This window comes from Verrucomicrobiota bacterium JB022, from assembly GCA_030673845.1.
GTDB lineage: Bacteria > Verrucomicrobiota > Verrucomicrobiia > Opitutales > Oceanipulchritudinaceae > WOUP01.
The window spans coordinates 44,844-70,146 of sequence record JAUTCQ010000007.1 but is presented as its reverse complement, the minus strand read 5'-3'; the positions used below and the strand labels follow the sequence as shown (position 1 = coordinate 70,146).

Genomic DNA, 25,303 nt, shown 5'->3' with positions numbered 1-25,303 from the left:
GAGGTAGTTGGGTGACCGCTAGGGCGATCAGGCTTGATCAAAATCCACGGCTCACATTGGATGCAAACTTAATATGTGTGGAATCGTCGGCTACGTGGGCCATCAACAGGCGGGCCCCATCCTGCTCGAAGGGCTGAAGCGCCTCGAATATCGCGGCTATGACAGCGCGGGTGTCGCCCTGCTCAACGGCGCGGCCGATCTGCAGATCCTCAAGAAAACGGGGTCTCCGGACAAGGTGGGTGCGCTGATGCGCCAGCACCCCCATGCCGCCGAGACGGGGATCAGCCACACGCGTTGGGCCACCCACGGCGCGGTGACGGATTGCAACGCCCACCCGCACCGCAGCAGCGACGGCAAGTTTGCCATCGTGCACAACGGGGTGATCGAGAACTACCAGTCGATCCGCCGCTTCCTCGAAGGCCAGGGCTACAGCTTTGTCAGCGAGACCGACTCGGAGGCGCTGGCCAACCTCATCGCCTACCACTACGCCAAGGAGCCCGAGCAGGAGACGAAGAACCGCTTTACCGAGAGCGTGCGCAAGAGCCTGCTGCACGTGGAGGGCACCTACGGGCTGGCCGTCGTCTGCATCGAGCGCCCGGGCGAGATCGTCGGGGCGCGCAAGGGCTCGCCGCTCTGTGTGGGCATCGGCCAGGGCGAGAACATGATCGCCAGCGACGTGGCCGCATTCCTCAACTACACCCGCCGCGTCGTCTACATGGACGATGGTCAGGTGGTGACGCTGAGCCCGCAGGATTACTCGATCACCACGGTGCTCGACGAGAGCGTCGACCCGATCGTGCGCCAGGTGGAGTGGAATATCGAAGAGGCCGACCTCGGCAGCTTCGCCCACTACATGGAGAAGGAGATTTTCGAGCAGCCCAAGGCTTTGGAAAACGCCATGCGGGGCCGCTTCTCCGACGATGGCTCGACCGCCAAGTTTGGGGGCCTCAACGTGGAACCGCGCGAGCTGCGCCAGATCGACCGCGTGGTATTCCTGGGCCAGGGCACGGCCTACCTCGCCTGCATGGTGGCCGAATACATGGTCGAACGCTACGCCCGCCTGCCGGTGGAGGTGGAATACTCGTCCGAGTTCCGCTACCGCAACGCCCCGCTCGACAAGAATACGCTCGTCTTCGTGATCAGCCAGAGCGGCGAAACCCTCGACAGCCTGGAGGCGATGCGCGAGGCCATGCGCAAGGGCTACCGCACGCTGGCCATCACCAATACGGTCGGCTCCACCATCGCCCGCGAAAACGACGGTGGCATTTACCAGCACTGCGGCCCGGAAATCAGCGTCGCGGCGACGAAGTCCTTTACCTCCCAGCTCGTGCTGACCGCGATGGTAGCCCTCTACCTGGGCCGGATGCGCGACCTGAGCTACGCCGAAGGCCGGGCGATGGTCGACAACCTGCGACGCCTGCCGGGCCATGTCGCCCAGGTGCTCAATCTGGCCGATCAGGTCCAGAAACTGGCCAACAAATACGCGCACTTTGAAGACATGCTCTTCCTGGGGCGGCAGGACATGTACCCGATTGCCCTCGAAGGCGCGTTGAAGCTCAAGGAGATCACGTACATCCACGCCGAGGGCTATCAGGCGGCGGAGATGAAGCACGGACCCATCGCGCTGATCAACGAGCGCTGCCCCAGTATCTTCCTCGTGCCGCGCGGCGAAAGCCTGCCCAAGATGCTGAGCAACGTGCAGGAGGTGCGCGCGCGCAAGGGCCCGGTGATCCTCATCACCAACGCCAACGAGAATGACGTGCCCGACAACGCGGCCGATGACATCGTGCGCCTGCCAGAGGGCGGCCACGAGATCCTCAACCCCGTGCTCTTCACCATCCCGGTGCAGCTCTTTGCCTACTACGTGGCACTCGCACGCGGCCTGCCGGTGGACAAGCCGCGCAATCTCGCCAAAAGCGTGACCGTTGAATAGGAGCAGGTTCGGCATGGGTACGCGCCTGCTCAGGATCCTGCCGTGGCTGCTGGCGGTCGTCGTGACCGTCATCGCCTGGCGGGCGCCCAACCAGCTTTTCACCGACGCGCGCGGCACCCTGCTCGTCAGCCAGTCGGTCGTCGACCACGGCACGGTGAGCCTCAGCGGTTACAAGGCCGAGCGCGGCGAAGACTACCGCACCTGGGGCTACCGCTATCAGTTTTTCGAGACGCCGGAGGGCGAGGTCCTCTACGCCTACCCCCTCGGCAACAGCCTCGTGGCGGTCCCGGCTATCTGGCTGGCGCGCCAACTGGGCTACGACATGTTTGAGATTGCGGACGCGCGGGCGTGGCACCAAGGGCTGGCCGCACTGACGCTGGGCGCGGCCTTTCTACTTGTTTACGCGCTCTCGCGCATTTGGCTGCCACGCAGCGTCGCGCTGGCCTGGGCGGTCGCGTTTACGCTGGGCACCTCGCTCGCTTCGACCGCCGGCACAGTGCTCTGGGGGCAAACGGGTCTGCTGCTGTGGTCGCTCGCCGCCCTCTGGCTGTTGCTCGATCCTCGCTTTGCGGAGCGTCGCGTATGGGCGGTGCTGGGCGGCTTCTGCCTCTTTCTGGTCTTCATCGCCCGCCCGCATGGGGCCTTCATCATCGCCGCCGTGCTGGGCTACCTGCTGCTCTGCGACCGCCGTCGCCTGCCGTGGGCGGTACTGGGCTCGTTGCCGCCGCTGCTCGCCTATCTGGCGGTGTTTTACCCGCTGTATCACGAGCTGCCGGGCACCCATTATTACTCCGGCACCTCGTTCGAGCTGTCGTGGCACTTCGTGCAGATCCTTGCCTACGGGGTGCTCTTCAGCCCCTCGCGCGGCCTGTTCGTTTTTTCGCCCGTGCTGCTGGTCGTGCTGGTGCTGGCTGTGGTTTACGCACGCCGCTTGCCCGACAAGCGCAAGCTGCTGATCCCGGCAGTGGTGATCCCAGCCTACCTCGTGCTGATCGCCTCCTGGGAATACTGGGAGGGTGGCTGGTCATTCGGGCCGCGCCTGCTGGCCGATTGCCTGCCCGGCTGGGCCTTGCTGGGGCCGCTCGCGCTCGCCGCCTGGCGCACGGATGCCGTGGCGGTGCGCCGCGCCGTGGGTGGCGTGGCCTTGCTCGTGACGGGTGCCTTTTCGGTGTGGGTCAATGCCGTGCAGGGGCTGTATAACCCTTCGACGCTCGCTTGGAACGGCGTGCAAAACCTCAACGAGCGTCGCGAAATCCTCTGGGACTGGCGCTTCGCACAGTTCCTCGCCACGCCCGAGCGGCTGGAGCGGCAACGGCAGGCCCTCGACCGCCGCGACATCGTGCCGGCCCAACCCGGCGAGCCGCTGCCGGTGACGCACCCGGGCCTGAGCTTCGGCGCAGGCTGGCACGGCCTGGAGCATTCGCCCGACGGCGACTTCCGGTGGTCGTCCGCCGCGCCCAACCGTCTCACCCTGCGCCACGAACTGCTGCGCGCCTTGCCCCGGGGCCAGCCCCTACGGATCCGCTTCACCGCCGGCACCTTCGGGGGCGAAAAAAAGGTCGTCGTGCTGCTGCACGGGCAGGCCGTGGCCGAGTGGGCCCACCCCGACAACGGCGTTTACGAGCTGACCCTCTCACCCGAGCAATGGCAGACCATGGGCGACCTGACACTGGAACTGCACGTGCCCGGCGCGCAAAGCCCGTCCGCCGTTTCCGATTCGCCCGATACCCGCACGCTCGGCCTCTGGCTGCGGGTGATCTACTTGGGCGGATAATTTGGTATAAAAACCACCCCTACCGGTTGAACCAGGCCGCGGCTTCGATTCGGTATTACATATGGAAGCGTTCCAGAGTCGCTATGGTCGCATCGCGTGGTGGAAATCCGGGGCGGGCGAGCCCTTGGTGTTGATCCACGGCACGCCCTTTTCCCACTACGTGTGGCGCCGGATCGTGCCGGTGCTGGCGCGCCACTACACCGTCTTTGAGTGGGACTTGCTTGGCTATGGCAGCTCCGAGAAAGCCCCGTCTGTCGCCCCCACCCTCGACAAGCAGAACGAGGTCTTGGCCGAGCTGCTGCGCCATTGGCAGCTCGATGCCCCGCGGGTGCTCGCGCACGATTTTGGCGGCTGCACAGCCTTGCGCGGCTGGGTGGTCTCGGGCCTGCGCTACCGTCAACTGATGTTAATCGATCCGGTGGCACTCAGCCCCTGGGGCTCTCCCTTCGTCCAGCACGTAAGGCAACACGAGCCAGCTTTTGCCGGGATGCCGGCCTACATGCACAAGGCCCTGCTCCGCGCTTATATCTCCTCCGCCATGTCGGGCGACTTGCCGGAGGTGGATTGGGAGGGCTACTTGCGCCCATGGCTGGGCCCGGAAAACCAGGCGGCCTTTTACCGGCAGATCGCCGTGATGGACCAACGCTATACCGACGAGATTCGCGACGGGCTGGGGCAGGTCGATTGCCCGGTGCGCCTCTTGTGGGGCGATGAGGACGAGTGGATCCCCGCGAAACGCGGCGCAGAGCTGGCGGCCATGCTGCCGCACTGTGAACTCCGAAGTGTGCCGTTTGCCGGGCATCTGGTGCAGGAAGACGCGCCGGAGGTGGTGGTGGCGGAGGCGCTCGACTTCTTCCGCACGTAGGGTCTGCCTTAGCCCTCGGGCACTTCCCGTTCTTGCCAAACCGCGCGTGGCACGCCAAAGCTAGTGGGATGCACATTGCCCCGACCCTCGATGAGTTCAAAGCGCTTTCCGCGCAGGGTAACCTCATCCCGGTTTATACCGACTTGATGGCTGACTTCGAGACCCCCGTCTCGGTCTACACCAAGCTGCGGTCGTGGGGCGGCGCGGCCTTTTTGCTCGAATCGATCGAAGGCGGCGCAAACCTGAACCGCTACTCGTTTATCGGCACGCACCCGCGCCGCACGATCGAGGCGCGCCTGGGCGGCGAAACGACCATTACCGACCGCTCGGGCGAGGTGGAGCGTTTTGCCACGCCGAAGGATCCGCTCGACGTGATCCAGCGCGAGATGCAGCGCTACCGCCCGGTGAAGCTGCCCGATATGCCCCGCTTCGTCGGCGGTGCCGTCGGTATGCTCGGCTACGAATACATCCACGCCGTCGAGCCGACCGTGCCGTTGGCCGAGCGCGATGTGCATGGTTTGCCCGTCGCACACTTTGTCATTTGCGATACGCTGGTGATTTTCGACCGTGCGCGGCAGACGCTGCGCCTGCTCGTCAACGCCCACCTCGAAGGCACCGACGCCGAGACGGCCTACGCCAAAGCCTGCGAAACGCTGACCAAGCTCGCCCGCACGCTGGAGGAAGGCCGGGCGGTCCGCACGGTGCCGGTCGCCGGAACGGGCGAGATCCAGGTGCCCGCCGGTAACTTCCAGCAGGCGGAATTCGAGGCGATGGTCGAGCGCGGCAAGGAATACGTACGCTCGGGCGACATCATCCAGGTGGTGCTCAGCCAGCGCTTCGAGAAGGAATTCAAGTCGAGCGCGCTCGACCTCTACCGGGCCTTGCGCGTGGTCAACCCCTCGCCCTACATGTTCCTCTACGACCCGGGCGAGTTTCAGCTCATCGGCGCTTCCCCGGAGGTGCACGTGCGCCTGACCGACGGCAAGGCGGAGATGCGCCCCATCGCCGGGACCCGCCCACGTGGCAAAACGCAAGAAGACGACCTCGCCTATGAAGTCGATCTGCTCGGTGACGAAAAGGAACTGGCCGAACACCTCATGCTCGTCGACCTCGCGCGCAACGACCTGGGCAGAGTGTGCGAATATGGCACAGTGGATGTGCCAGAATATCAGACCATTGAACGTTACTCGCACGTGATGCACATTGTGAGTCACGTCGAAGGCCAGCTTGCGAAGGAAAAGGATGCCTACGATCTGATGCGCGCCACCTTCCCGGCCGGGACGGTGAGCGGCGCGCCGAAGATCCGAGCGATGCAGATCATTGCCGAGCAGGAGAAGGAGCAGCGCGGGCCTTATGCCGGAGCAGTGTGCTACTTCAGCTACGATGGCAACCTCGACAGCTGCATTGCAATACGCACTGCCCTCAAGATGGGTGAACGTCTCATTTTGCAATCCGGAGCGGGCATTGTCGCCGATTCCGTCGCAGAAAGTGAATATTTCGAGACGGTCAACAAGGCGAGCGGACTGCTGAAAGCCGTCGCTCTGGCGGAAAATCTGAATCCGGCCCAAAGCTAATTCTAGCGGAATAAATTCGGGAACGACGACTCTCATAAGTGTCGTTCTTTATTCGCTTTAGGGAAAATGCCACCCCAACGTGCTTAGGCTGAAGTTGAGATTGCGCCCCTGCCGGCAAAGCAGTATGCTGCTGTTGCTGAAAAGACGGTACTAACCGCTCGTGGCTGAATCAGACCGCTGGACGTGCATCTTGCCCGTTGATTTGGCGGTAGCTTGGCTTCGAGATAAACTACCGTTTTAATCTGGAATCGTTCTAAATTTTGAGCGGTTTTTCAGAATCGGCATCAAAAGTGGTAAAGGAGTAGTCGTCGTCAAATCGGTTCACCCGAACACCTATTCGCCATGCAAGCACTTCAGTTCAAGGCTCCCAATCGTTTCCGGGTCGAAGATGCGGAAAATCGCTCCAACTCTGATCAGGCGGAAGACGTCCGCGACTTGCCCCCTTCAGAGCGCAGCGCCATCAAGCTTTACCTTCAGGAAATCGGCAAGACCCCTCTCCTCAAACCCTCCGAGGAGGTGGAACTGGCAGCCTTGATCCAACAAGGTGATCCCCGTGCCCGCGAGAAGATGATCAAGGCCAACCTGCGCCTGGTCGTGAAGATCGCCCACGATTATTCGAATTTCGGCCTCCCGCTGCTCGACTTGATCAGCGAAGGCAACATCGGCCTGGTGAAGGCAGTCGAGCGCTTCGACCCCAACAAGGGCGGCAAGCTCTCCACCTACGCCGCCTGGTGGATCAAGCAATCCATCAAGCGTGCGCTCGCCAACCAGTCCAAGACCATCCGCCTGCCCGTCCACTTGGTCGACAAGATCGCCCGGATGCGCCGCGTAACGATGGAGCTGGAAGAGGCCCTCGGTCGTGCACCCTCCGATGAGGAGATTGCCGCCGAGCTCGAGATGCCCGTCAACAAGGTGGCGCACCTCAAGAGCGTCTCCGTGCGCCCGACCAGCCTCGACGCCCCCGTCGGCGACGAAGATGGTACCGAGTTTGGTGAGCTGATCGGCGACGAATCGAGCATCAACCCGCTCGACGACCTCGAAAACAAGACGCTGATCAACGAGCTGAACCGCATGCTCGCCCAGATCGACCCGCGTGAGGCCGAGATCATCCGCCTGCGCTTCGGCCTTGGTGGCGAAAAGCCCAAGACGCTCGAAGAAGTCGGCGAACTGTTCGGCATCACCCGCGAACGCGTCCGCCAGCTCCAGAACATCGCGCTGACCCGTATGCGCAAGATCCTCGTCGCCAAGGAGCGCCAACGCTCGACCGACGAAATCGAGGAAGAGCGCCGCGAGCAGCAGCGCATGGAAGTGCTGCAGGAGTTCTACTCCCGCAACGTCGAGCCCAAGATGGCCAACTAGCCTTTCCTCTTAGTCAAATTGGATCTGACGCCCGAAGGTCTGCGCCTTCGGGCTTTTTTTCATCTCCTCGGGATGCGTGATCTGCGGCTTGCTTCCGCGAGCTCTCTCCACAATAATATCCTCTGATGAGCACGCTTCAGGTTGTAATCGAAGAACTCAAGGCACTGCCTCCTGCGCAGCAGCAAGAGGCCGCTCAGTTTATCCACGCCTTGAAAGGTGCCGCTACCGTTAAAAAGCAGTCGGTGCTCGAAAGGACCTCCGGCTGCTTGAGCGCCGAAGAGGCTAAGGAGTGGCTTGCCGCCATCGACGAATGCAGCCAAATCGACCATGATGGCTGGTAGTTCGCACTCTCTGGTGCTGGATTCATGCGTGGTAGTTGCTCACTTTCGCCGCAATGAGACGGTGAAGGCTACGCTCCTACGTGCTTCTCAGCTCTTCATGCCACTTGCCGCCTATGGCGAACTTTATTTCGGTGCCTTGAAGGCACAACGCCAAGCGGCGCGGCTGGCGGAGCTGGAGGAGTTTATGTCGGTGGTGACCTGCGTCACCCCTTCTCAGGAGACAGCGAGGATTTACGCTGGTTTGAGGCTCGGCTTATCCCAAGCAGGGACACCTGTACCCGAAAACGATATCTGGATCGCGGCAACCGCCAAGGAATTGGGGTTGCCGCTGATGACGCATGATCGACATTTCCAGCTTTTTCAGGGGCTGGAAGTCGTTGGCTCTTGAGACCCAACCTGCGGCTCACAATACCTCTTCTACCCTGTCTCAGCCCTGCTGCTGCGAAGTCCGTTGCTCGGCCGGGATGGGCTCCTGCTCTTTTTTGCCGCGGGCGCGGAGCTTGAGGGAGTAGAGGTCGGTGCGGCGGTCCTTGATGTTGGTGACGGAGCCTTTTTGGTGCAGCTCTGTCAGCAAATCCATGTTCACGTCGGCGATGAGCACCATTTCGGTGTTGGGGGTCGCCTCGGCGACGATGCCGCTGGTGGGGAAGCCGAAGTCGCAGGGGCTGAAGACGGCCGATTGCGAGTACTGGATGTCCATGTTGTCGACGCGGGGCAGGTTGCCCACGCTGCCGGCAATGGCCACGTAGATCTCGTTTTCGATCGCGCGGGCGTGGGTGCAGTAGCGCACGCGGTGGTAGCCCGTCTGCAGATCCGTCATGTAGGGCACGAAGAGGATGCGCATGCCTTGCTCACGCAGGAGGCGGGGCAGCTCGGGGAATTCCGAATCGTAGCAGATGAGGATGCCGATCTTGCCGCAGTCGCTGTCGAGCGCCACCACTTCGTTGCCGCCCACCATGCCGTAGCTGTCGCGCTCGTTGGGGGTGATGTGGATCTTGCGCACCATGTCCCACGAGCCGTCGCGGCGGCAGAAGATGGAGACGTTGTAAAGGTGGCCATCATCGGGGTCCACGTAAGGCATGGAGCCGGCGATGATGTTGACGTTGTAGCTGACGGCGAACTGGCGCATCTGCTCGGAGATGGGCCCGGTGTACTGGGCTAGCTGGCGCATGGCCTCGGCCTGGTTCAGCTCGTTGAACTCCTTCATCAGCGGCGCGTTGAAGAACTCCGGGAACATCACGAAGTCGCTCTCGTAGTCGCTGACGGTGTCGATAAAATATTCGGCCTGGTTGAGCAGGGTTTGCAGGGTGGCGGCTGGGCGCATGCCCCATTGCACGATGCCGATGCGCACCTCCGTCTTGGTGGAGGCGTAGAGGCTGGGCTTTTCCTCGTAGTAGATGTTGTCCCACTGGAGGAGGGTCGCGTAGGTCTTGCTGGCCTGGTCTTCGGGCAGGTAGCCGCGCAGGATCTTTTTGACGTGGAAGCCGTTGGAATACTGGAAGGTGAGGATCGGGTCGTAGATCTCCTTCAGCCGCACGCGCTCGATGTATTGGCGCGGCGTGAGGTCGTCGGCATAGTCGCGGTAGGCGGGAATGCGCCCGCCGGCCACGATGGCGCGCAGGTTCAGGTTTTCGCACAGCTCCTTGCGGGCGTCGTAGAGGCGGCGGCCCAGGCGCAGGCCCCGGTGCTCGGGGTGCACGAAAATATCGAGCCCGTAGAGCACGTCGCCATCTTCGTCGTGCGTGTCGAACTTGTTCTGGTTGGTGATCTGCTCGTAGGTGTGGCGGTCGCCAAACTTGGCGTAGTCGATGATGATGGCGAGCGCACCGCCCACCACCTTGTCGTTCACCACCACTGCGATCTGGCCTTCGGGGAAGACCTTGAGCAGGCGCTGGTATTCGCGCTTGGTCCAGGCCGGCTCCAGCACGCCTGTATAGGCGAGCACCATCGCTTCGCGCAGGTCGTCGTAATCGTCGAGGGTCAGAGGCCGGACGCTGATACTCACTTCATCCATCCCCGCAAAGTAGCACGGCTTGTGCAACGAGCAAGGGGAGAATCATTTAGGAGTGAAGCACTGCCTGCCAAAAGCGACGTCCATCTCTGCCATCGGCCAAAAAAAACGAAGGGGCAACGGTTCCCCTTCGTTGGCGCAAGAAACAGTCTCGCCCGCTGCCCCTAGAGGCGGCAGGTCTTGATGGCGCTGGCGATGACGCCCTTGGCGTTGAGCGCTTCGAGCTCGTCGATGATGCGGTTGATGCCCTTGCTCTTGACCATGGCGGAGACGCTCACCCACCCGTCTTCGCTGACGGGGGCGATGGTGGGCGACTTGACGCCCGGCGTCACCTTGCAGGCGGCTTCGAGGTTGTCGCGGGGCACGAGGTAGGTCATCAGCACGTAGCTGCGGGCCACGAGAATGCCGCTGACGCGCTGCAACAGCGACTTCAGCTCCGGCTCTTCTTCCGCGCCCTGTTGGGCGATGACGACGGCCTCGCTGTGCATGATGGGCTCGCCCACGATCTTGAGACCGGCTTCGTAGAGCGTGCGACCGCTCTCGACCACGTCGGCAATCACATCGGCCACGCCCAGCTGGATGGAGATTTCCACCGCGCCGTCGAGGCGGACGATCTCGGCTTCCACGCCGCGCTTCTTCAGGTCGTCTTCGACCACGGCGGGGTAGCTGGTGGCGACGCGCAGGCCGCCGAACTGCTCGGGCGTGAGGTCCTTTTCCGCCGGCACGGCGTAGCAGAAGCGGGAGCGGCCAAAGTTGAGGCTCATCTTTTCGACGACTTCGGCCCGGCTGTCCATCGCCAGATCGCGCCCCGTGATACCTGCATGGATGATGCCCGAGCCCACATATACGGCGATGTCACGCGGGCGGAGGAAGATGAATTCCACTTCGTGTTCCGCGTCGCGCACCACCAGCTCCCGGCCATACCGCCTGCAGCGGTAACCGGCGTCGTTGAGGATCTCGACGGCACCCTCGGAAAGGGCACCCTTGTTGGGTACAGCGATCTTGTACATATCGATTAGCCTGCGTACCTCATTGCACCAGCAGGGTCAAGCCGCGCTTGCCCAAGTTGCCTGCTCGACTCCTCTCAAAGCCAAGGCTAAGGACTTCTTGATGGCCATCCCTGCCAAAAAGGAGGAACTAGTCGTGGCGATCCAGACGCATTTCAACCGGCTGCTGCCGGAGCTGGACGCGCTAGCCGAGCCCGAGGCGCTGGTGCGCTCGATGGAAGGGCACGCCAAGGATACCCGCATGAGCCCGGCAGATCTCGTAGCCTACCTGCTGGGGTGGCATGAGCTGGTGCTGAAATGGCTCGCGCAAACGAAAGCGGGGCAGCCCCCAGATCTCCCTGAAACCGGATACCAGTGGAATGAACTGGGCCGTCTCGCACAGAAGTTTTACCGGGACTATGCTTCCGTGCCCTACGGTCAACGGATCGAGCGACTGCGGACGACCCAGCGGCAGATCCTCGACGAGGTAAACCAGCTCAGCAATCAGGAGCTATATGGCGAAGCGTGGTACCGCCAATGGACACTCGGTCGCATGATCCAGCTCAACACATCTTCACCTTACCAGAACGCTCGGGCCCGGCTGCGAAAGTGGAAGAAACGACCCACCCCAGACTACGAGAGGAGCATCTCAGCCTGCCTCCTGCCGCGCCAAGTGCCGTAGTTTCTCAGGGTTGCAGCTGATGTAGATGTTCTGGATCCGTCCGCGGGCGACCTCAAACGAAATGGCGTAGTGCACCTGACCATCGAGGCTCATCAACAGGCCCGGCGCGCCATTGATGTCGACCCGACGGCGCTCCAACAGCGCCCCAAAGCGCGGCCACACGCCCAGCATGAAGCGGCTGACGCGGTCGGCCCCCAGGATTGGCAGCCCGGCGGCCTTTACGCGCCCTCCCCCATCGCTGTAGAGATGGCTGTCTTCGCTCAGGAGCGAGAGCACCGGCTCTACTTCACCCGTGTTGACGGCGGCCAGAAATTCCTCAACCAGCCGCCGCGCCAGCTCGGTCGGCTCCGAGACGGTCTGCGGACGCCCTTGGAGCTGGGCCTTGGCCCGGCGCACGCTCTGCCGACACGCCGCTTCGCTCTTGCCCACGATGCCCGCCACCTCGGGATAGTCGTAGCCGAAGACCTCGCGCAGGAGGAAGACGGCCCGCGCCTCCGGCCCCAGCGATTCCAGCAGCATCATGAAGGCGACGGTGAGCGAGTCGGCCAATTCCGCCGCTTGCCCCCCGTCGGCATCATCGCGCGGCATCAGCGGCTCGGGCAGCCACACGCCGTAGTATTGCTCGCGCTCTCGCCGCGCCGAGCGGAGCTGGTCGATGCAGCGGCGGGTGGTGGCCGAGACCAGCCAAGCCTTGGCCGAACGCACTTGCGCGGGGTCCTGCTTTTGCCAGCGCAGCCAGACTTCCTGCAAGACGTCTTCGGCTTCGGAAACGCGCCCGAGCATCCGGTAGGCGATCCCGAACATGAGCGAGCGGTGGGTATCGAAGGCTTCTATCACGAGGCGGCGGTGGTGAGGGTGGCAGCGTAGCGGCAGAGGATCGCCACGCCAAGCTTGGGGGACGCGGAAACGCGCATGGGCAGACGCTTTTACGCGGTCACCTTTTGCGTGCGCGCCGCCAGCCAGTCGCCGAAGCGGGCCTGCCCCAGTCGCGCTTCACCGAGCGGCACCAGGCTGTCGTCTTCTACCGGGATGCCGAAGTAGCCCGCGTCCGGGTCCACCACCAGTCGGCGCGCGTCTTCGGTTGCGGTGAGGAACTGGCCGAGGAAGGCGTCCTGCCGAATCACCTCCGGGCCGGCGATGTCGACGATGCGGTTCTGCGGGGCGGAAGCCGCATCTTCCACCAGCAGCGCCACCACATCGTCGGCGAGAATGGGCTGCATCTGCACGCTCGAAGCCCGCACCACTTGCCCTTGGGTGGCGACATAGGCGATGGAGTCCACAAACTCGAAGAACTGCGTCGCCCGCACAATCGTGTAGGGGATGCCGCTGGCTGCGATCTGGCGCTCCTGCTCGAGCTTGGCGCGGAAGTAGCCACTGGCGAGCAGCCGGTCGGTCCCGACGATCGACAGGGCGATGTAATGCTGCACCCCGGCATCGCGGGCCGCCGCCACGAGGTTCCGGGTCGAACCCGAGAAAAAGTCGAAGACCGCCTGGTCCTCGAACGAAGGCGCATTGGAGACATCCACGACGACTTGCGTGCCCCGGATGGCTTCGGCGAGGCCCTCGCCCGTCACCGCGTTGACGCCCCGCGAAGGCGAAGCGGCCACGGCGTCGTAACCGCTCTGGCGCAGGCTGGCGACCAGCTTGGCGCCAATGAGGCCGGTGCCGCCGACCACGAGGACTTTGGCGCCGGGCGTAAGTTGCTTGGAATGGGTGTGGGTGTTCATCACCAATCCAGACGAAGCAACCACGGCCCCTGTGACACGAGGCCGATTTTTTTCGCGGCCTACAGGTGGCGGTAGACGTCTTCCAGCTCCAGCCCTTGGGCGATCATCATCACCTGGGCGTGGTAAAACAACTGGCTGATCTCCTCCGCCGTGCGCTCGCGGCCCTCGTGCTGAGAAGCCATCCACACCTCGCCCGCTTCTTCGAGGATCTTCTTGCCGATGAAGTGGCTGCCCTTCTGCAGTTCCTTCACGGTCCCGGAATTGGGGTCGTTGCGTTCCGCCTTGGCCTTCAGCTCGGCAAAGAGTTCTTCAAAGGTCTTCATCCCGCGCAGCGTGGCGTTTTAGCCGGCAAGGGTAAAGCCCATATTCTACCCCTGGAAAGCGACCAAAGACATCCCCTCAAGACTAACGGTTGCAATACGTGGAAAATTTATTTTACACATGTAAAATCTTAGGCTACGCTACGCTACCTCGCTGATTATTACCATTGTTCAAGCATCGGCCTACCCCGAACTTGTTCCCGTTTCCACCCTACTTACCGCTTACTTATGGCTAAATCCAAGCCATTGATCCTCGTAGTCGAGGACGACAAGCAAATCGCCCAGATGATCTCGGAGCAGCTGGAGGCTGCCGACATGATCACCCAAGTATACCACCGGGCAAATGGCGTCCTGCGCTTCCTGCAAAACAACTTCGCCAATCTCCTGCTGCTCGATGTGCGCCTGCCCGACCAGAGTGGCTTCACCCTCGTCGAAGAGCTGCGCCAGCAGAACATCACCGTGCCGATCATCTTTCTGACGGCCGACGACAGCGAGATCTACAAGGTGAAGGGCCTCGAAATCGGCGCCGACGACTACATCACCAAGCCCTTCAGCTTCCCGGAGCTGATCGCACGCATCCACGCGGTGCTGCGCCGGGCGGAAACGGCCTACGACCACCACGTCACCCGCAACGCCACGATCTCGCAACAGCCCTTCGGCTTCTGCGGCTCCACCGTCAACCCGGCGCGCATGGAGATCAGCTTCCCCGACGATGCAATCGAGAAGATCGGCCGCAAGGAGCTCGGCATCATCACCTACCTGCATCAGAACCCGAACGCGGTCATCACCCGCCGGAGCCTGATCCACAGCGTATGGGGCATCCATGCCGACGTGCGCAGCCGCAGCCTCGACCAGTACATCGTCAAGATCCGCAACAATTTCGCCGCCCACGGCCTCGACCTCGAAGCGTTCAAGACCATCCACGGCGTCGGCTACATCTACAACAAGCCGATTGAAGAGCTGGAGCTGGACGGCAAGGCAACCGCCTCGCGTGACGACAAGGCTGCCCCCATGGGCACCCACGAGCCGAAGCACTAGGGAAGCCTCGAGCGGACATTTCCGCCGTGGCACACCCTCCGGGGAGCTGGGGCATCCAGCAAACCAGAGGCGTGCATCACCTTACCGCAGTGCGATCGCTTAGCCTTGGCGCTTCGCAAAGCGTTTGACCGCTTCGTCGGCGCTGCGCGTCATCCCCATCTCGGTCAGGAGGTTGATCACGAGGTCGGCATCCGGGTGGCCTTCGCCCAGCGGCTCGATCGGCTGAGTGCAGTCGAGCGTGGTCATCTGCAGGTTGCGGCGCAGGTCGTTTTGCCCGGCGTGCACGAGCCCCTGGAAGCGCTTGGGGTTCAGCTCGCCGCAATGCTGGATCACGCCCTCGACGGACTTGTATTGCAGCAGCCACTTGGCGGCGGTCTTGGGCCCCACGCCGGCGATGCCCGGGATGTTGTCGGAGGTGTCGCCGACCAGCGCCAGGTAGTCCGGGATCATCTTGGGCGGCACGCCAAACTTGGCCTCGACGGCCGCCTCATCCATCTGGCGCCAGCCGAGACGGGGGTTGGCGGTGGGCGGCGGCATCCACTGCATCACCTCGTTGTTGACGAGCTGCGTCAGGTCCTTGTCGGCGCTCACGATTACGACTTCGTGGCCCTCGGCAGTCAGGTGCTTGCAGTAGCTGGCGATCAGGTCGTCGGCCTCCACGCCGTCCTTCTCTACCCCGAGGTAGCCCATGCCGCGCGTCCACTGCTTGATGTAAGGGATCTGCTGCTTCAACGGGGCAGGCGTCTCGGTGCGCTGCGCCTTGTAATCGGCCTGCAGCGTGGTGTGGCGGGTCGGCTCACCCAAGTCGAAGAACACGACGAGGCGGTCGGCCCCCACATTGTCATCGACCCACCAGAGCGTGCGCACCCAGCCATGCAGGGCCCCCGTCGGAAAGCCGTCGGCCCGGGTCAGTTCCGGCAAGCCGTAGAAGGCACGAAAGGCGAGGTTGTAGCCGTCGATGAGCGCAAATTTCATGGGAGGGGATTAAAAGCGCTCGGCCGCACGCACGCACCTTAAAAATCGCGCGGCGCAGATTCCTCCGCCTGCTCGTAATCGTCGAGGCTCAGCGCCCGGCCCGCTACGGGGTCTTCCCCGGCCTGCCACGCTTCGGGCTTGCGGAAAAACAACGCATGCTCGCCATAGACGACGGCCTCGGCCACCGGCTCGCCCATCCGGGCGCGGAAGCCTTCGACCGTCTCCGGCGGGAGCATGCTGGCAAAGACGAGCACGCCGCAGAAATCGTTGAGCCGCAGGAAATCCGTCATGAACGCCCATTGCGCGGCATCGAAGTCACGGCCCTGCCCTTGCGCGGTGAACAGCTCCTCGCTGTCGGGCATGAACATGCGGTCCCAACCCGCCCGGTAAAGCGGCTCCAACTGGTCCCAATGGATGCGGCCGAAATAGCGGCTCATCATCTTTTTTTCATGAAACACTTGGGTGCTCTCCATCCCCGCCTGCGGGTGGTAATAGGGCCCGAACTCCCCCGTGCCGACGCCGTTGCCGCCCGCCACGCAAAAAGGCCAGTAGAGCACCGCTTCGCCCGGGCTCTCCCGAATCGTCTCCATCAGGTGCACAAACTCCGGGGTCGGTGGCTGCTCAACGTAGCGCGTCCCCCAGAGGAAGCGCCAGGCAGTGCTCAGCTCCAACAGGAACAACAAGCCGAGCAGCCCGTAGAAGACTTGCCCAGAACGGGTCCGCCAGATCCGCGCCGCCTGCGGCAGCCACGCCAGCACAAACAACAGCGGCAGCATCAGGCTGAAACGGGCCGCCATGCGCATGTGCTCCATCCATGGCAGCCAATTGAACGGGTGGAAGCTCGACTGGAGCAGTGCGTAGATCAACAGGCAACACAGCAGCGGCAACCCGATCCACACACTGCGCCTGCGGTCGGCGGCGAGGAAGAAGCCGACCATGCCCAGTACAAAAAGCGAGAGCCCCGGCTGCCAGGCAAACGGCGTCTCCATTCGATCCTGAAAAAACGAGGTGTTCATCGCCATCTCGGGCGTAAAATCGGGCACGATGGGCAACAGCATCCGCATCGGGTGCGTAAAGCTGAGCCCGTGCGGCATTTCCGCTGACGGGAACTGAGCCAACTCACGCCACAGCCAGTAGATCTGCGGCAGGTAAAGATAGGCCGCCAGCAGGATCGCCGCCCCCAGCGCCCACACCCGCCAGCTCTTCAGCTCTGCCTGCCAGCCCTTCAGTTGTGTCCAGAGGTAGGTGTTGACCGGCCGCAGATGGCAGAGCCACCAGACGAGGAACACCGCGATGTGGCACAAGGTAAAGGTGTAGGCAAAGCCGGCGACATACCCGAGCTCCATGCCCAGGCAGCAAATCCCGCACAGGACCATCCACAGCACCAGCCCCAACGAAAGCCGCTCGAAGGCCACCAGCCGGTGCATCAAGAGATGCAGGCTCGCCACCGTGAAGTAGGCCCAGTGCGCGTGAGACAGGTTGAAGTGCCCGGGGAATTTCGCCAGCAGGTAAAAATTCGCCCCCGCCACCACACACGCGGCCAAGGCCCCCCAACCGCGCCCGTAGACTCTTCGCAGGATCCAGTAGAGCCCGAGTGCAGTCGCCAGTTGCGAGCCGATGTAATACACGTCGATCCATGGGCCGGGGCCGAATAACCGCTCCAGCGCCGTCGTCAGGTAAAGCTGCTCAAACGTCCACGAAGTGAAAACTTGCGAAGTGCCGTAGGGGTAGAAGGCGAGATCGCCGCCATACTCAAGGTGTGGAAAAGGCCACCAGTCGAGCAGTTGTGCGAAGAGCCAGCGGTAGTGCTCCCACGTGCCGCCGTCCCCTGTAGCGAGGATGGGCCCGTTCAGCGGCCAGGTGCGTCCCAGGCCGACCAGCAGCCCCACTGCGGCCACCAACGCCGTCAGCAGCACTTCCCGCCACGGCCATCGCTTCACACGCTCGTCATTCGCCGCCATCTGGTGGAGTTATGGCTGCGCGCCGCCCCAGAGCAACCCCTTTTGCCCGTGGTGCACACACGCGCTTGAGCACAAAAAAGCCTCCGACGCGCGAGGCATCGGAGGCTGAAAGGGTCGCTTGGCAGACTCGGGAGGAGCCGACTAGCGGGTGGCTTCGTCGAGGATGTCGCCGAGGCTGGTGAGCTCGTCGCCGGAGATCGAGGAGAAGGCCTGGCTCTCGGCGCGCACTTGCGCTTCGTCGTAGCCGGCTGCCTTGATCGAGAGGCCGATACGGCGCTCGTCGCGGTCGATCTTGATCACGCGCGCTTCGATCTGGTCGGCCACCTTGAGGTAGTCCTTCACCTTTTCGACGCGGTCTTCGCTGATCTGGCTGATGTGCACCAGGCCGTCGATACCTTCCTTCAGCTCCACGAAGGCGCCGTAGGAGGTGATCTTGGAGACGGTGCCCTTCACGAGGTCGCCGATCTTGAAGTAGGTGTCGATCTCGTCCCACGGGTCGGTGGCCAGTTGCTTCATGCCGAGGCTGATGCGCTGGTTCTGGGCGTCGACGTCGAGCACGATCGCGTCGATCTCGTCGCCCTTCTTCACCATTTCGCTGGGGTGGTTGATCTTGCGCGTCCAGCTCATGTCGGACACGTGGACCATACCGTCGATGCCTTCTTCCAGCTCCACGAACGCGCCGTAGGAGGTGAGGTTGCGCACCTTGCCGCGGACGCGGGCGCCCACCGGGTAGTTGTGGCGGACCATATCCCACGGGTTGGGCTCGAGCTGGCGGAGGGAGAGGGAGATCTTCTGCTCTTCCTTGTTGATGCCGAGCACCACCGCTTCGATCTCGTCGCCCACCTTGAGGAGCTCGCTGGGCTTGTTGATGCGCTTGACCCAGGACATCTCGGTGACGTGCACGAGGCCTTCCACGCCTTCTTCCAGCTCCACAAAGGCGCCGTAGTTGACGAGGTTGACGACGCGGCCGCGCACCTTGGCGTTGACCGGGTAGCGGTTCTCGATGCCTTCCCACGGGTTTTCCGTGGTTTGCTTGAGGCCCAGGGAAACGCGCTCGCGGTCGCGGTCGACTTCGATGATCATCACCTTGACCTCTTCGCCCACCTTCAGCATTTCGCTCGGGTGGCTGATGCGGCCCCAGCTCATGTCGGTGATGTGCAGGAGGCCGTCGAGGCCGTCGAGGTCGATGAAGGCACCGTAGTCGGTGATGTTCTTGACCGTGCCCGGGCGGACGTCGCCCGGCTTGATTTCGGCCAGGAGCTTGCGGCGCTTTTCGAGGCGTTGCTCTTCGATCAGCTCACGGCGGCTGACCACGATATTGCGGCGCTCCGTGTTGATCTTGAGGACCTTAAAGTCATAAGTTTGCCCGAGGTACTGTTCGAGGTTCTTCGGGGGCTGGATGTCGATCTGCGAAGCCGGGAGGAAAGCGTCGACGCCGATATTGACGACGAGACCGCCCTTGACCTTGCCCTTGACGCGGCCGCTGATCACGCTGCCTTCGTCGCACTTGGCGAGGATGTTCTCCCAGTTCTTCTTTTGCTGCGCCTTGTCGTAGCTGACCACGGGGTTACCGTCGCGGTCTTCCAGGCGCTCGAGGAATACCTCGATTTCTTCGCCGATCTGCAGCTCGCCCACGTCTTCGAATTCGTGGGCCGGGACGATGCCTTCCGCCTTGGCGCCGATGTCGAGCACGACGTCGTGTTCGCGGATTTCGGTGACCGTTCCCTTGATGATCTGGCCTTCAGTCAGTTGCGTGAACTGACTCTGGGCCAGCAGTTCTTCCATTACGGAGGATGCCATAATCTGGTTAAGGGTGAAACTATAAGCCGCTGCCTGGGATTCGCTTCAAAAGCCGAAGCTTCTTAAGCCCTGTATGGACAACGGGTTAAGGGTTTACGCTTGCTGAGGGTTGATGTAAGAACGCCCCTGGAAAAAGTCCAGAGGCAAAGAGTCGGGCAGACTCAGGCAAAAGCCGCCCGATGGCAAGGAGAAAGATGAGGGCCGCGCCTGCCGGGATGGATTGAGCCCAGCAGCTACTGCCCCGCGTCCGGAGAAGGCTTACGCTGCTTTACCTGCATCTCGTAAAACGAGACTCCAAGCGTCCGCGTATCGCCCGGGCCCGAGGTGTAGTCGGCGGGCTGCGCCAGTTCGTTGATCCGGATGTGCAAGGTTGCCACCCGCCGGTCGCGCAACTGAGCCTCCGGGAGGCGGACCGAAATCGTCTGGATAGCCGTCGGTCGGTTGAACGCATATTCCCCGAGCATCACTCCATCGACGGAAAGCGTGATCTGCCGCTCCGAATTCTCTTCCGGCAAATAGGCTCCGATCTTCAAGTCGATCATCACTTCGGTGGCCCCTTCGACAAGCGGGATGCGAAGAGACGTATCCTGGGCGATTCCCCACACCCCCCAAGGTTCAGGGCCGGAAAACCCTTCGCCCAGTAACGACACGCCTTCGCCCCCCGTCCCGAAAGAATAGGTTGCAACTTCCGAAGAGATCGCGGGATCCAGACGTCGGACAATCCCCAATGAAACCAACGAATCGAAGGTTTCCGCGCCATCGGCTACGATATAGCCTTTCTCATACTCCCAAACCGACTTGGAGGCAGGAACGCGCATGGACAGATACTTACCTTCAATGATGGCGTCGCTGACAAAGAAGAGGCCCTTTTCCTCTGCAAAATCCTCCACTCCAAAGTCGTTCATGTAATCGTCGCAGGTGCGAAACTCCCGCGCGAGGTAAGTGCTATTGGTAGAATTACCGGCGCGGGCGGCATAGTACCACAGGCGCTGCATCGCGCTCATATATTCAGTCCCATTGCACATCACGCCCGGGTAGAAGAACACCTGCTCGTAATGCTTCATTTCATCCTCCCACTCAGGAGCATAAAAGACGACACCCTCCGGCTTGGTGGGAACCCGATGAAAAGTGCGCCAAGGCCAGGTGTCCACCAACTGGATCACGGCCGCAGTCAACAATATCCCCGTCGCAATACTGCGGCGATGGTGCCTCCACACTAGAAGGCAGGGCAAATAAACAAGTGCCACCCCTACCGGCCAGAAAAACCTGCCGCTGCTGCGAAAGGTACCAAAGATATTCGTAAGGTCTGGCATCTCGTAATTAACGAGATTGTGGCTGAGAAAATAAACTCTCCCGGACCACGCAAACACCATCAAGCCAAACAAGATCAACACGACCGGCCAGAATTGGGCGACGCTGGCTTTCACCTGACGCCAGAAGCGGACAAAGGAATAAAGCAACAGTAAAATCACACCGAGACCGAGGTAGTTAAGCCCTTCGTACTCGCCGGAGCGACTCTCAAAAATCCCATCAAAGCCGGGGATGATCCCGGAACGTTGGGGGGTGAAGGGCGCGGCGACATTCATCGCATAGTCACCCCAGCCCGCCCCTGACAAAAGGTTGTCCTTGGAAAAATAGCCGATCCCGACCATCAACCCATAAGCAAGGCATGCGTAGAGCAAAGGCGTCGCAAGCTTTGCCAGCAGGGGGGCATTGCCACGCAGGCAATACCAGAACCACCATGCAAATACCATGGGAGTGATCATGGCAAACAGGTAGCCATGGATGAAAAGGGAAAGCGCAATGATGCAGGCGCCACCTATCGCACTCCCAAGCCAACCATGCCTGTGTTTGGACTCGACTACCAACAAGAAGAACAGCGTAAAGAGAAAGTGCGCACATAATGCCGCATGCCCGTAACGAAATAACTGTGCAGGCAAATGCACGACCAGGATCGCGATGCACAGCACAGCCAACGTCCCCTTTACGTTCAGACGATCCATTAACAGGGTGGCAACGACGCCTTGGGCCACCAGACAAAAGAGAATCCACCAACCAAAAGGGTTCCAGAGGACTGGCACGACCTTGTAAAAGGCTTTGTACAAGATCGCCATGGCGGGAATCACATCCGCATAGACTGCACTGACTTCATCAGGATAGGACAGATCGTCCGTATGCATAATCGGCCAACGCCAGTCATCCTGGGCATATGCGTAAAGACCCGTCACATGCTGCAACCGATCTCCCATATTGAAGTCAATATCGCCGGTGAGGTAGCCCCACGGCATCGTCGTAGCTCCGAATAATGTGCAGACGACAGTGATCAGAAAAATCCTCCAGCGAAGGGGTATTTCGCCTGTGACCCAAGAGAAGCTTTTTTGCATAACAGAATTCTATACACTACGCACCATAGCTCAGGAGTGGAACTCCCTCCCAAACTGTCACAAAACACAATCGGCCTGCCTTTTGACTGGCAAGGCTTTCTTCGACTGCCCTCCATTACCGCCCCCAACTGCAACCATCCGGCCTCTCAGCGGGTTTTCCTTGTGGCGGGCGCGAGGAAATGCGCACACTTTTGTGATTAAGAAAGGGGTGCGCTGCTGCGTATACCCGTTGATAACCGACCCGAATTTTCCCCCGCCGAGCCGAATGGAACCCCACCCTGCCGCCGCGCCAGACCACGAATGGGCGCAAGCCCTCTTCGCCGAGCACCGGCCCGCGCTCTTGCGCTACGCCTGCAGCCTCGCCCACGATCCCGAGGTGGCGGCCGACGCCGTGCAGGAGACCTTCCTCCGCCTCTGCCGGGAAAGCCGCGCCAAGCTCGAGCCGCGCATCCCCGCCTGGCTCTTCACCGTTTGCCGCAGTCGGGTCTTCGACCACCTCCGCCGCCATCAACGGATGAACCCTCTGGAAGAACCCACCGCCGCCCAGCTCTCCGCCAGCGATCCCTCGCCGGCGGCTGCGGCCGAATCGAGCGACACGACCGCTCGCGTCTTCGCCCTCATCGCTACCCTGCCCCCGGCCCACCAGGAGGTCTTGCGCCTGAAGTTCCAGGCCGGTCTCAGCTATCAGGAGATCGCCGAGACGACGCAGAAAACCGTCAACCACGTGGGCGTGCTGCTCCACCAGGCCCTCCAGCGCCTGCGCGAGCAAGTGCGCTCGCAGACCGACCTGCTGCCCTCCCCCCGCTAACCGGAGCCACCACGATGAAGCCCGAAGACCAATCCCTTTTGACCGCCTACGCCTTGGGCGAAGACCTGACGCCCGAACAACGCGCCCAAGTGGAGCAACTGTTGCGCGACGATCCCGCAGCCGCCGCCCACGTGGCGGAGACCGAGCAGCTCGGCAACCTGCTGCTCGACGCCTACGATGCGGAGCCGCTGCCCAGCGGCCTGCAGGAGCAGGTTCCTGTGGCCGATCCCACGCCCTTTATCGCCCCCAAGGCCGCCCAGAAGCGGGTGCTCAACGACGACCAGCGCAAGGCCCGCGTCGAGGCGCTCAAGGCCAAGGCCCCGCAGCTCAAGCGCACGCCCTTCCTCACCTATCAGGCGCTCCTCACCAGTGCGGCCGCCTGCCTCGTGCTCGTGGGCATGTATTACGCCATGAACATCGTCCAGATGCTGATGGAGCCGCAGAACACCGGGCAGACCTTGACTCGGATCGAGCCGACCTCGGAAGACGACCTGCGCCGGGGCGCGATTCAGGAGCTGGTGGACCAATTGGAGGCCGACGAAGCGGCCCGGGTGGCCGAAGACAACCGCCGCCTGCAGGCGCTGCAGGAGGTGGACCTCCTCGCCCTGAAGGAGCAGACCGAGCAGCAGGCCCGCCAAAACGCCGCACCCACGCTTGAAGAGCTGCAAAACGTCGACCTGCGCCCCCGCCCCTCCCCTCGCGCCCGCATTGAGATGTATAATTTAGATGCGCCAGTGTCCCATGCCGCCCCCGAACGCCCCGTGCCGCTCCAGCCGCTCGACTTGAGCACGCCCGACCTGCAGGGGCTGGCCTCGACCCAGACCATGGTCGGCGGCCTGCCTGCCGCGCCGGAAACAAGCGCACCCCAACCGCAAAGCCTGCCCCCATACACGCCGGTAGCCGCAGCGGATGCCACAGACTCCGACGAAAGGGTGTTTGATCTGAGTCCATTTGAGGTTAGCTCCGCAGACGCTCGTAGCACTACATCGCTTGGCGTGGAGCGGCGCCGTATCATTCCTGCGCCCCCTTCCGCCAAGATCGCCCCGGCGGCCTCCACCCTGCAATACTTCGCACCACCCAGCGACGTGCCGCCGGTACCCATGCCGCGCCCAATCGAGGTCCAGCCTGCACCGACGGATCGCGAGGCGTATGATTCGTTGGACGAAAAGCCCTTCGTTTCGCCGGTGGACGAGCCGCTCTCGACCTTTTCCGTCGACGTGGACACTGCCAGCTACGCCAACGTGCGCCGCTTCCTCAACGAGGGCCAGCTACCGCCAGAAGGCGCGGTGCGGATCGAGGAACTGCTGAACTACTTCCGCTATCAGGACGCCGCACCCGAGACCCGCGACGAGCCCTTGGCCGTGCACACCGAGATCGCGCAAGCCCCTTGGGCTCCCGAGCACCAGCTGCTGCGCATCGCGGTAAAGGGCTACGAAATGCCCTGGGAAGAGCGCCCCGCCACCAACCTCGTCTTTCTGATCGACGTCAGCGGCTCGATGAACGCCCAAAACAAACTGCCGCTGGTCAAGGCCGGCCTGCGCGAGCTGGTGCAGCGCCTCGATGCCCGCGACCGGGTGGCGATCGTCACCTATGCCGGCAGCGACCACGTGGCCCTGCCCTCCACCACCGCCAACAACACCGAGACGATCCTGCACGCCATCGACCAACTGGGCGCGCGCGGCAGCACCAACGGCGAAGGCGGCCTCAAGCGGGCCTACGCCGAAGCGCGCAAGCACCTGGCGCCCGAGCTGGCCAACCGTGTGATCCTCTGCAGCGACGGCGATTTCAACGTCGGCGTCACCAATCGCAGCGAGCTGGTCAACCTGATCGAAAAGGAAGCCAAGACTGGCGTCTACCTCAGCATCCTCGGCTTCGGCATGGGCAACTATCAGGATGCCACGCTCGAAGAGCTGTCGAACAAGGGCAACGGCAACTACGCCTACATCGACAGTGAAAAGGAGGCGCGCCGGGTGCTCGTCGACGGGGCGGTCGGCAACCTCGTGCCGATTGCCAAAGACGTGAAGATCCAGGTGGAATTCAACCCCGCCCACGTGCAGGCCTACCGCCTGATCGGCTACGAAAACCGCGCGCTCGCCGCCCAGGACTTCAATAACGACCAGAAGGACGCGGGCGAAATCGGAGCCGGGCACCAGGTGGTCGCGCTCTACGAAATCATCCCGCCCGGCGTCGAATGGCAGCCCGCAGGCACGGTCGACGGCCTGAAGTATCAGCCCACCCGCGCAGCGGAAGCCCCGGCTGCCGCCTCGGGCGAGCTGGCCACGGTCAAGCTGCGCTACAAGGCCGCCGAGGTCGACAACGGCACGCTCGACGGCTTCAGCGAAACGAGCACGCTGCGCGAGTTCCCGGTCGCTGCGCCGCAAAAAGCGGTGCGCGCCCAGCAGGCCAGCGCAGACTTCCGCTTCAGCGCAGCGGTCGCCGGGTTTGGCCTCAAGCTGCGAAAGAGCGATGCGGTGGAAGAATTCGGCTGGCCGCGCCTCTTACAAATGGCGAAGAGCGCCACCGCCAACGACCCCGACCGCCAGGAATTCGTCGAGCTACTCTCCAAAGCCGAAGCGCTGGAAGAGGAGCGTTAGAGCCTTTCCCCCACAGTGCAGATCCCCGCGCCGGGTGCGGCCTCCCTTTATCCGCCCCGGCGCCCTTTTATGCAACGAACCAATGGAAATGAACTCATCCGAACGGGCGAAAGCACTTGAAGAGCTGATGAAGGCTCTCGAGGAAACCTCTTGTAGCGTAGGTGAAATTAC

The 25,303-nt window shown here is 62.5% G+C and carries 20 protein-coding genes; 11 read left to right on the top strand and 9 right to left on the bottom strand.

Features of this window, described 5'->3' with window-relative positions; translation table 11 throughout:
- Positions 1–73: 73 nt before the first annotated feature.
- The 7 genes from glmS to Q7P63_04870 all read left to right on the top strand — a co-directional run bounded on the left by glmS (position 74) and on the right by Q7P63_04870 (position 8,234).
- Positions 74–1,933, top strand: a complete 1,860-nt coding sequence (glmS, locus tag Q7P63_04900) for a glutamine--fructose-6-phosphate transaminase (isomerizing) (protein MDP0499421.1) — start codon at positions 74–76, stop codon at positions 1,931–1,933.
- 13 nt (positions 1,934–1,946) lie between these two features.
- A complete protein-coding gene (locus Q7P63_04895) occupies positions 1,947–3,707 on the top strand; it encodes a hypothetical protein (protein MDP0499420.1) in 1,761 nt (586 codons plus the stop codon).
- Positions 3,708–3,768: 61 nt separating this feature from the next.
- Positions 3,769–4,572, top strand: a complete 804-nt coding sequence (locus Q7P63_04890; protein ID MDP0499419.1) for an alpha/beta hydrolase — start codon at positions 3,769–3,771, stop codon at positions 4,570–4,572.
- 68 nt (positions 4,573–4,640) lie between these two features.
- A complete protein-coding gene (gene trpE / locus Q7P63_04885; protein MDP0499418.1) occupies positions 4,641–6,146 on the top strand; it encodes an anthranilate synthase component I in 1,506 nt (501 codons plus the stop codon).
- 342 nt (positions 6,147–6,488) lie between these two features.
- A complete protein-coding gene (locus Q7P63_04880) occupies positions 6,489–7,505 on the top strand; it encodes a sigma-70 family RNA polymerase sigma factor (protein ID MDP0499417.1) in 1,017 nt (338 codons plus the stop codon).
- A 125-nt stretch (positions 7,506–7,630) separates the two neighbouring features.
- A complete protein-coding gene (locus Q7P63_04875; GenBank protein MDP0499416.1) occupies positions 7,631–7,846 on the top strand; it encodes a hypothetical protein in 216 nt (71 codons plus the stop codon).
- Positions 7,833–8,234: a type II toxin-antitoxin system VapC family toxin gene (locus Q7P63_04870; protein ID MDP0499415.1), complete on the top strand. Its 402-nt coding sequence runs from the start codon at positions 7,833–7,835 to the stop codon at positions 8,232–8,234. Before Q7P63_04875 ends, Q7P63_04870 begins: the two co-directional genes overlap by 14 nt.
- 39 nt (positions 8,235–8,273) lie before the next feature.
- On the opposite strand, the gene Q7P63_04865 is transcribed toward Q7P63_04870, so the two are convergent.
- Together Q7P63_04865 and hisG are read right to left on the bottom strand one after the other, a co-directional pair.
- Positions 8,274–9,860, bottom strand: coding sequence for a bifunctional GNAT family N-acetyltransferase/carbon-nitrogen hydrolase family protein (locus Q7P63_04865; protein MDP0499414.1), 1,587 nt, complete (start codon positions 9,858–9,860; stop codon positions 8,274–8,276).
- Between the two features lie 161 nt (positions 9,861–10,021).
- Complete coding sequence (gene hisG / locus Q7P63_04860; GenBank protein MDP0499413.1) at positions 10,022–10,867, bottom strand: ATP phosphoribosyltransferase; 846 nt, start codon at positions 10,865–10,867, stop codon at positions 10,022–10,024.
- A 100-nt stretch (positions 10,868–10,967) separates the two neighbouring features.
- Between hisG and Q7P63_04855 the strand changes: the two genes are divergently transcribed.
- Entirely contained in the window at positions 10,968–11,525 is a 558-nt protein-coding gene (locus tag Q7P63_04855; protein MDP0499412.1) for a ClbS/DfsB family four-helix bundle protein, read from the top strand.
- On the opposite strand, the gene Q7P63_04850 is transcribed toward Q7P63_04855, so the two are convergent.
- The 3 genes from Q7P63_04850 to Q7P63_04840 form a co-directional block, all read right to left on the bottom strand.
- A complete protein-coding gene (locus Q7P63_04850; protein ID MDP0499411.1) occupies positions 11,493–12,362 on the bottom strand; it encodes an RNA polymerase sigma-70 factor in 870 nt (289 codons plus the stop codon). The two genes, Q7P63_04855 and Q7P63_04850, sit on opposite strands and share 33 nt — an antisense overlap.
- Before the next feature lie 89 nt (positions 12,363–12,451).
- Entirely contained in the window at positions 12,452–13,252 is an 801-nt protein-coding gene (locus Q7P63_04845) for an NAD(P)H-binding protein (GenBank protein ID MDP0499410.1), read from the bottom strand.
- Between the two features lie 59 nt (positions 13,253–13,311).
- A complete protein-coding gene (locus Q7P63_04840) occupies positions 13,312–13,575 on the bottom strand; it encodes a phosphoribosyl-ATP diphosphatase (protein MDP0499409.1) in 264 nt (87 codons plus the stop codon).
- A 225-nt stretch (positions 13,576–13,800) separates the two neighbouring features.
- Between Q7P63_04840 and Q7P63_04835 the strand changes: the two genes are divergently transcribed.
- Positions 13,801–14,610 carry a response regulator transcription factor gene (locus Q7P63_04835; protein ID MDP0499408.1) on the top strand — a complete coding sequence of 270 codons (810 nt, stop codon included), beginning with the start codon at positions 13,801–13,803 and terminating at the stop codon, positions 14,608–14,610.
- A gap of 99 nt (positions 14,611–14,709) precedes the next feature.
- Here Q7P63_04835 and Q7P63_04830 read toward each other — a convergent pair whose 3' ends face one another.
- From Q7P63_04830 to Q7P63_04815, 4 genes are all read right to left on the bottom strand, one after another.
- Positions 14,710–15,585 carry a 5'-3' exonuclease H3TH domain-containing protein gene (locus Q7P63_04830; protein ID MDP0499407.1) on the bottom strand — a complete coding sequence of 292 codons (876 nt, stop codon included), beginning with the start codon at positions 15,583–15,585 and terminating at the stop codon, positions 14,710–14,712.
- A gap of 38 nt (positions 15,586–15,623) precedes the next feature.
- Positions 15,624–17,546: a hypothetical protein gene (locus Q7P63_04825; protein ID MDP0499406.1), complete on the bottom strand. Its 1,923-nt coding sequence runs from the start codon at positions 17,544–17,546 to the stop codon at positions 15,624–15,626.
- 141 nt (positions 17,547–17,687) lie between these two features.
- Positions 17,688–19,346 (bottom strand): 30S ribosomal protein S1, encoded by a 1,659-nt coding sequence (gene rpsA / locus Q7P63_04820; GenBank protein MDP0499405.1) that lies wholly within the window; start codon positions 19,344–19,346, stop codon positions 17,688–17,690.
- A gap of 233 nt (positions 19,347–19,579) precedes the next feature.
- Positions 19,580–21,634 carry a DUF6311 domain-containing protein gene (locus tag Q7P63_04815; protein ID MDP0499404.1) on the bottom strand — a complete coding sequence of 685 codons (2,055 nt, stop codon included), beginning with the start codon at positions 21,632–21,634 and terminating at the stop codon, positions 19,580–19,582.
- 361 nt (positions 21,635–21,995) lie between these two features.
- On the opposite strand from Q7P63_04815, the gene Q7P63_04810 reads away from it, so the two are divergent.
- Both Q7P63_04810 and Q7P63_04805 read left to right on the top strand, forming a co-directional pair.
- Positions 21,996–22,538 (top strand): sigma-70 family RNA polymerase sigma factor, encoded by a 543-nt coding sequence (locus Q7P63_04810; GenBank protein MDP0499403.1) that lies wholly within the window; start codon positions 21,996–21,998, stop codon positions 22,536–22,538.
- 14 nt (positions 22,539–22,552) lie between these two features.
- Positions 22,553–25,132, top strand: a complete 2,580-nt coding sequence (locus tag Q7P63_04805) for a von Willebrand factor type A domain-containing protein (protein ID MDP0499402.1) — start codon at positions 22,553–22,555, stop codon at positions 25,130–25,132.
- Positions 25,133–25,303: the final 171 nt, after the last annotated feature.

Excerpts from the sequence above, each read along its gene's own strand:
- glmS (MDP0499421.1), top strand. The coding sequence starts at position 74 with ATGTGTGGAATCGTCGGCTACGTGGGCCATCAACAGGCGGGCCCCATC.
- Q7P63_04895 (MDP0499420.1), top strand. The coding sequence starts at position 1,947 with ATGGGTACGCGCCTGCTCAGGATCCTGCCGTGGCTGCTGGCGGTCGTC.
- Q7P63_04890 (MDP0499419.1), top strand. The coding sequence starts at position 3,769 with ATGGAAGCGTTCCAGAGTCGCTATGGTCGCATCGCGTGGTGGAAATCC.
- trpE (MDP0499418.1), top strand. The coding sequence starts at position 4,641 with ATGCACATTGCCCCGACCCTCGATGAGTTCAAAGCGCTTTCCGCGCAG.
- Q7P63_04880 (MDP0499417.1), top strand. The coding sequence starts at position 6,489 with ATGCAAGCACTTCAGTTCAAGGCTCCCAATCGTTTCCGGGTCGAAGAT.
- Q7P63_04875 (MDP0499416.1), top strand. The coding sequence starts at position 7,631 with ATGAGCACGCTTCAGGTTGTAATCGAAGAACTCAAGGCACTGCCTCCT.
- Q7P63_04870 (MDP0499415.1), top strand. The coding sequence starts at position 7,833 with ATGATGGCTGGTAGTTCGCACTCTCTGGTGCTGGATTCATGCGTGGTA.
- Q7P63_04865 (MDP0499414.1), bottom strand. The coding sequence starts at position 9,860 with ATGGATGAAGTGAGTATCAGCGTCCGGCCTCTGACCCTCGACGATTAC.
- hisG (MDP0499413.1), bottom strand. The coding sequence starts at position 10,867 with ATGTACAAGATCGCTGTACCCAACAAGGGTGCCCTTTCCGAGGGTGCC.
- Q7P63_04855 (MDP0499412.1), top strand. The coding sequence starts at position 10,968 with ATGGCCATCCCTGCCAAAAAGGAGGAACTAGTCGTGGCGATCCAGACG.
- Q7P63_04845 (MDP0499410.1), bottom strand. The coding sequence starts at position 13,252 with ATGAACACCCACACCCATTCCAAGCAACTTACGCCCGGCGCCAAAGTC.
- Q7P63_04840 (MDP0499409.1), bottom strand. The coding sequence starts at position 13,575 with ATGAAGACCTTTGAAGAACTCTTTGCCGAGCTGAAGGCCAAGGCGGAA.
- Q7P63_04835 (MDP0499408.1), top strand. The coding sequence starts at position 13,801 with ATGGCTAAATCCAAGCCATTGATCCTCGTAGTCGAGGACGACAAGCAA.
- Q7P63_04830 (MDP0499407.1), bottom strand. The coding sequence starts at position 15,585 with ATGAAATTTGCGCTCATCGACGGCTACAACCTCGCCTTTCGTGCCTTC.
- Q7P63_04825 (MDP0499406.1), bottom strand. The coding sequence starts at position 17,546 with ATGGCGGCGAATGACGAGCGTGTGAAGCGATGGCCGTGGCGGGAAGTG.
- rpsA (MDP0499405.1), bottom strand. The coding sequence starts at position 19,346 with ATGGCATCCTCCGTAATGGAAGAACTGCTGGCCCAGAGTCAGTTCACG.
- Q7P63_04815 (MDP0499404.1), bottom strand. The coding sequence starts at position 21,634 with ATGCCGTGGGGCTACCTCACCGGCGATATTGACTTCAATATGGGAGAT.
- Q7P63_04810 (MDP0499403.1), top strand. The coding sequence starts at position 21,996 with ATGGAACCCCACCCTGCCGCCGCGCCAGACCACGAATGGGCGCAAGCC.
- Q7P63_04805 (MDP0499402.1), top strand. The coding sequence starts at position 22,553 with ATGAAGCCCGAAGACCAATCCCTTTTGACCGCCTACGCCTTGGGCGAA.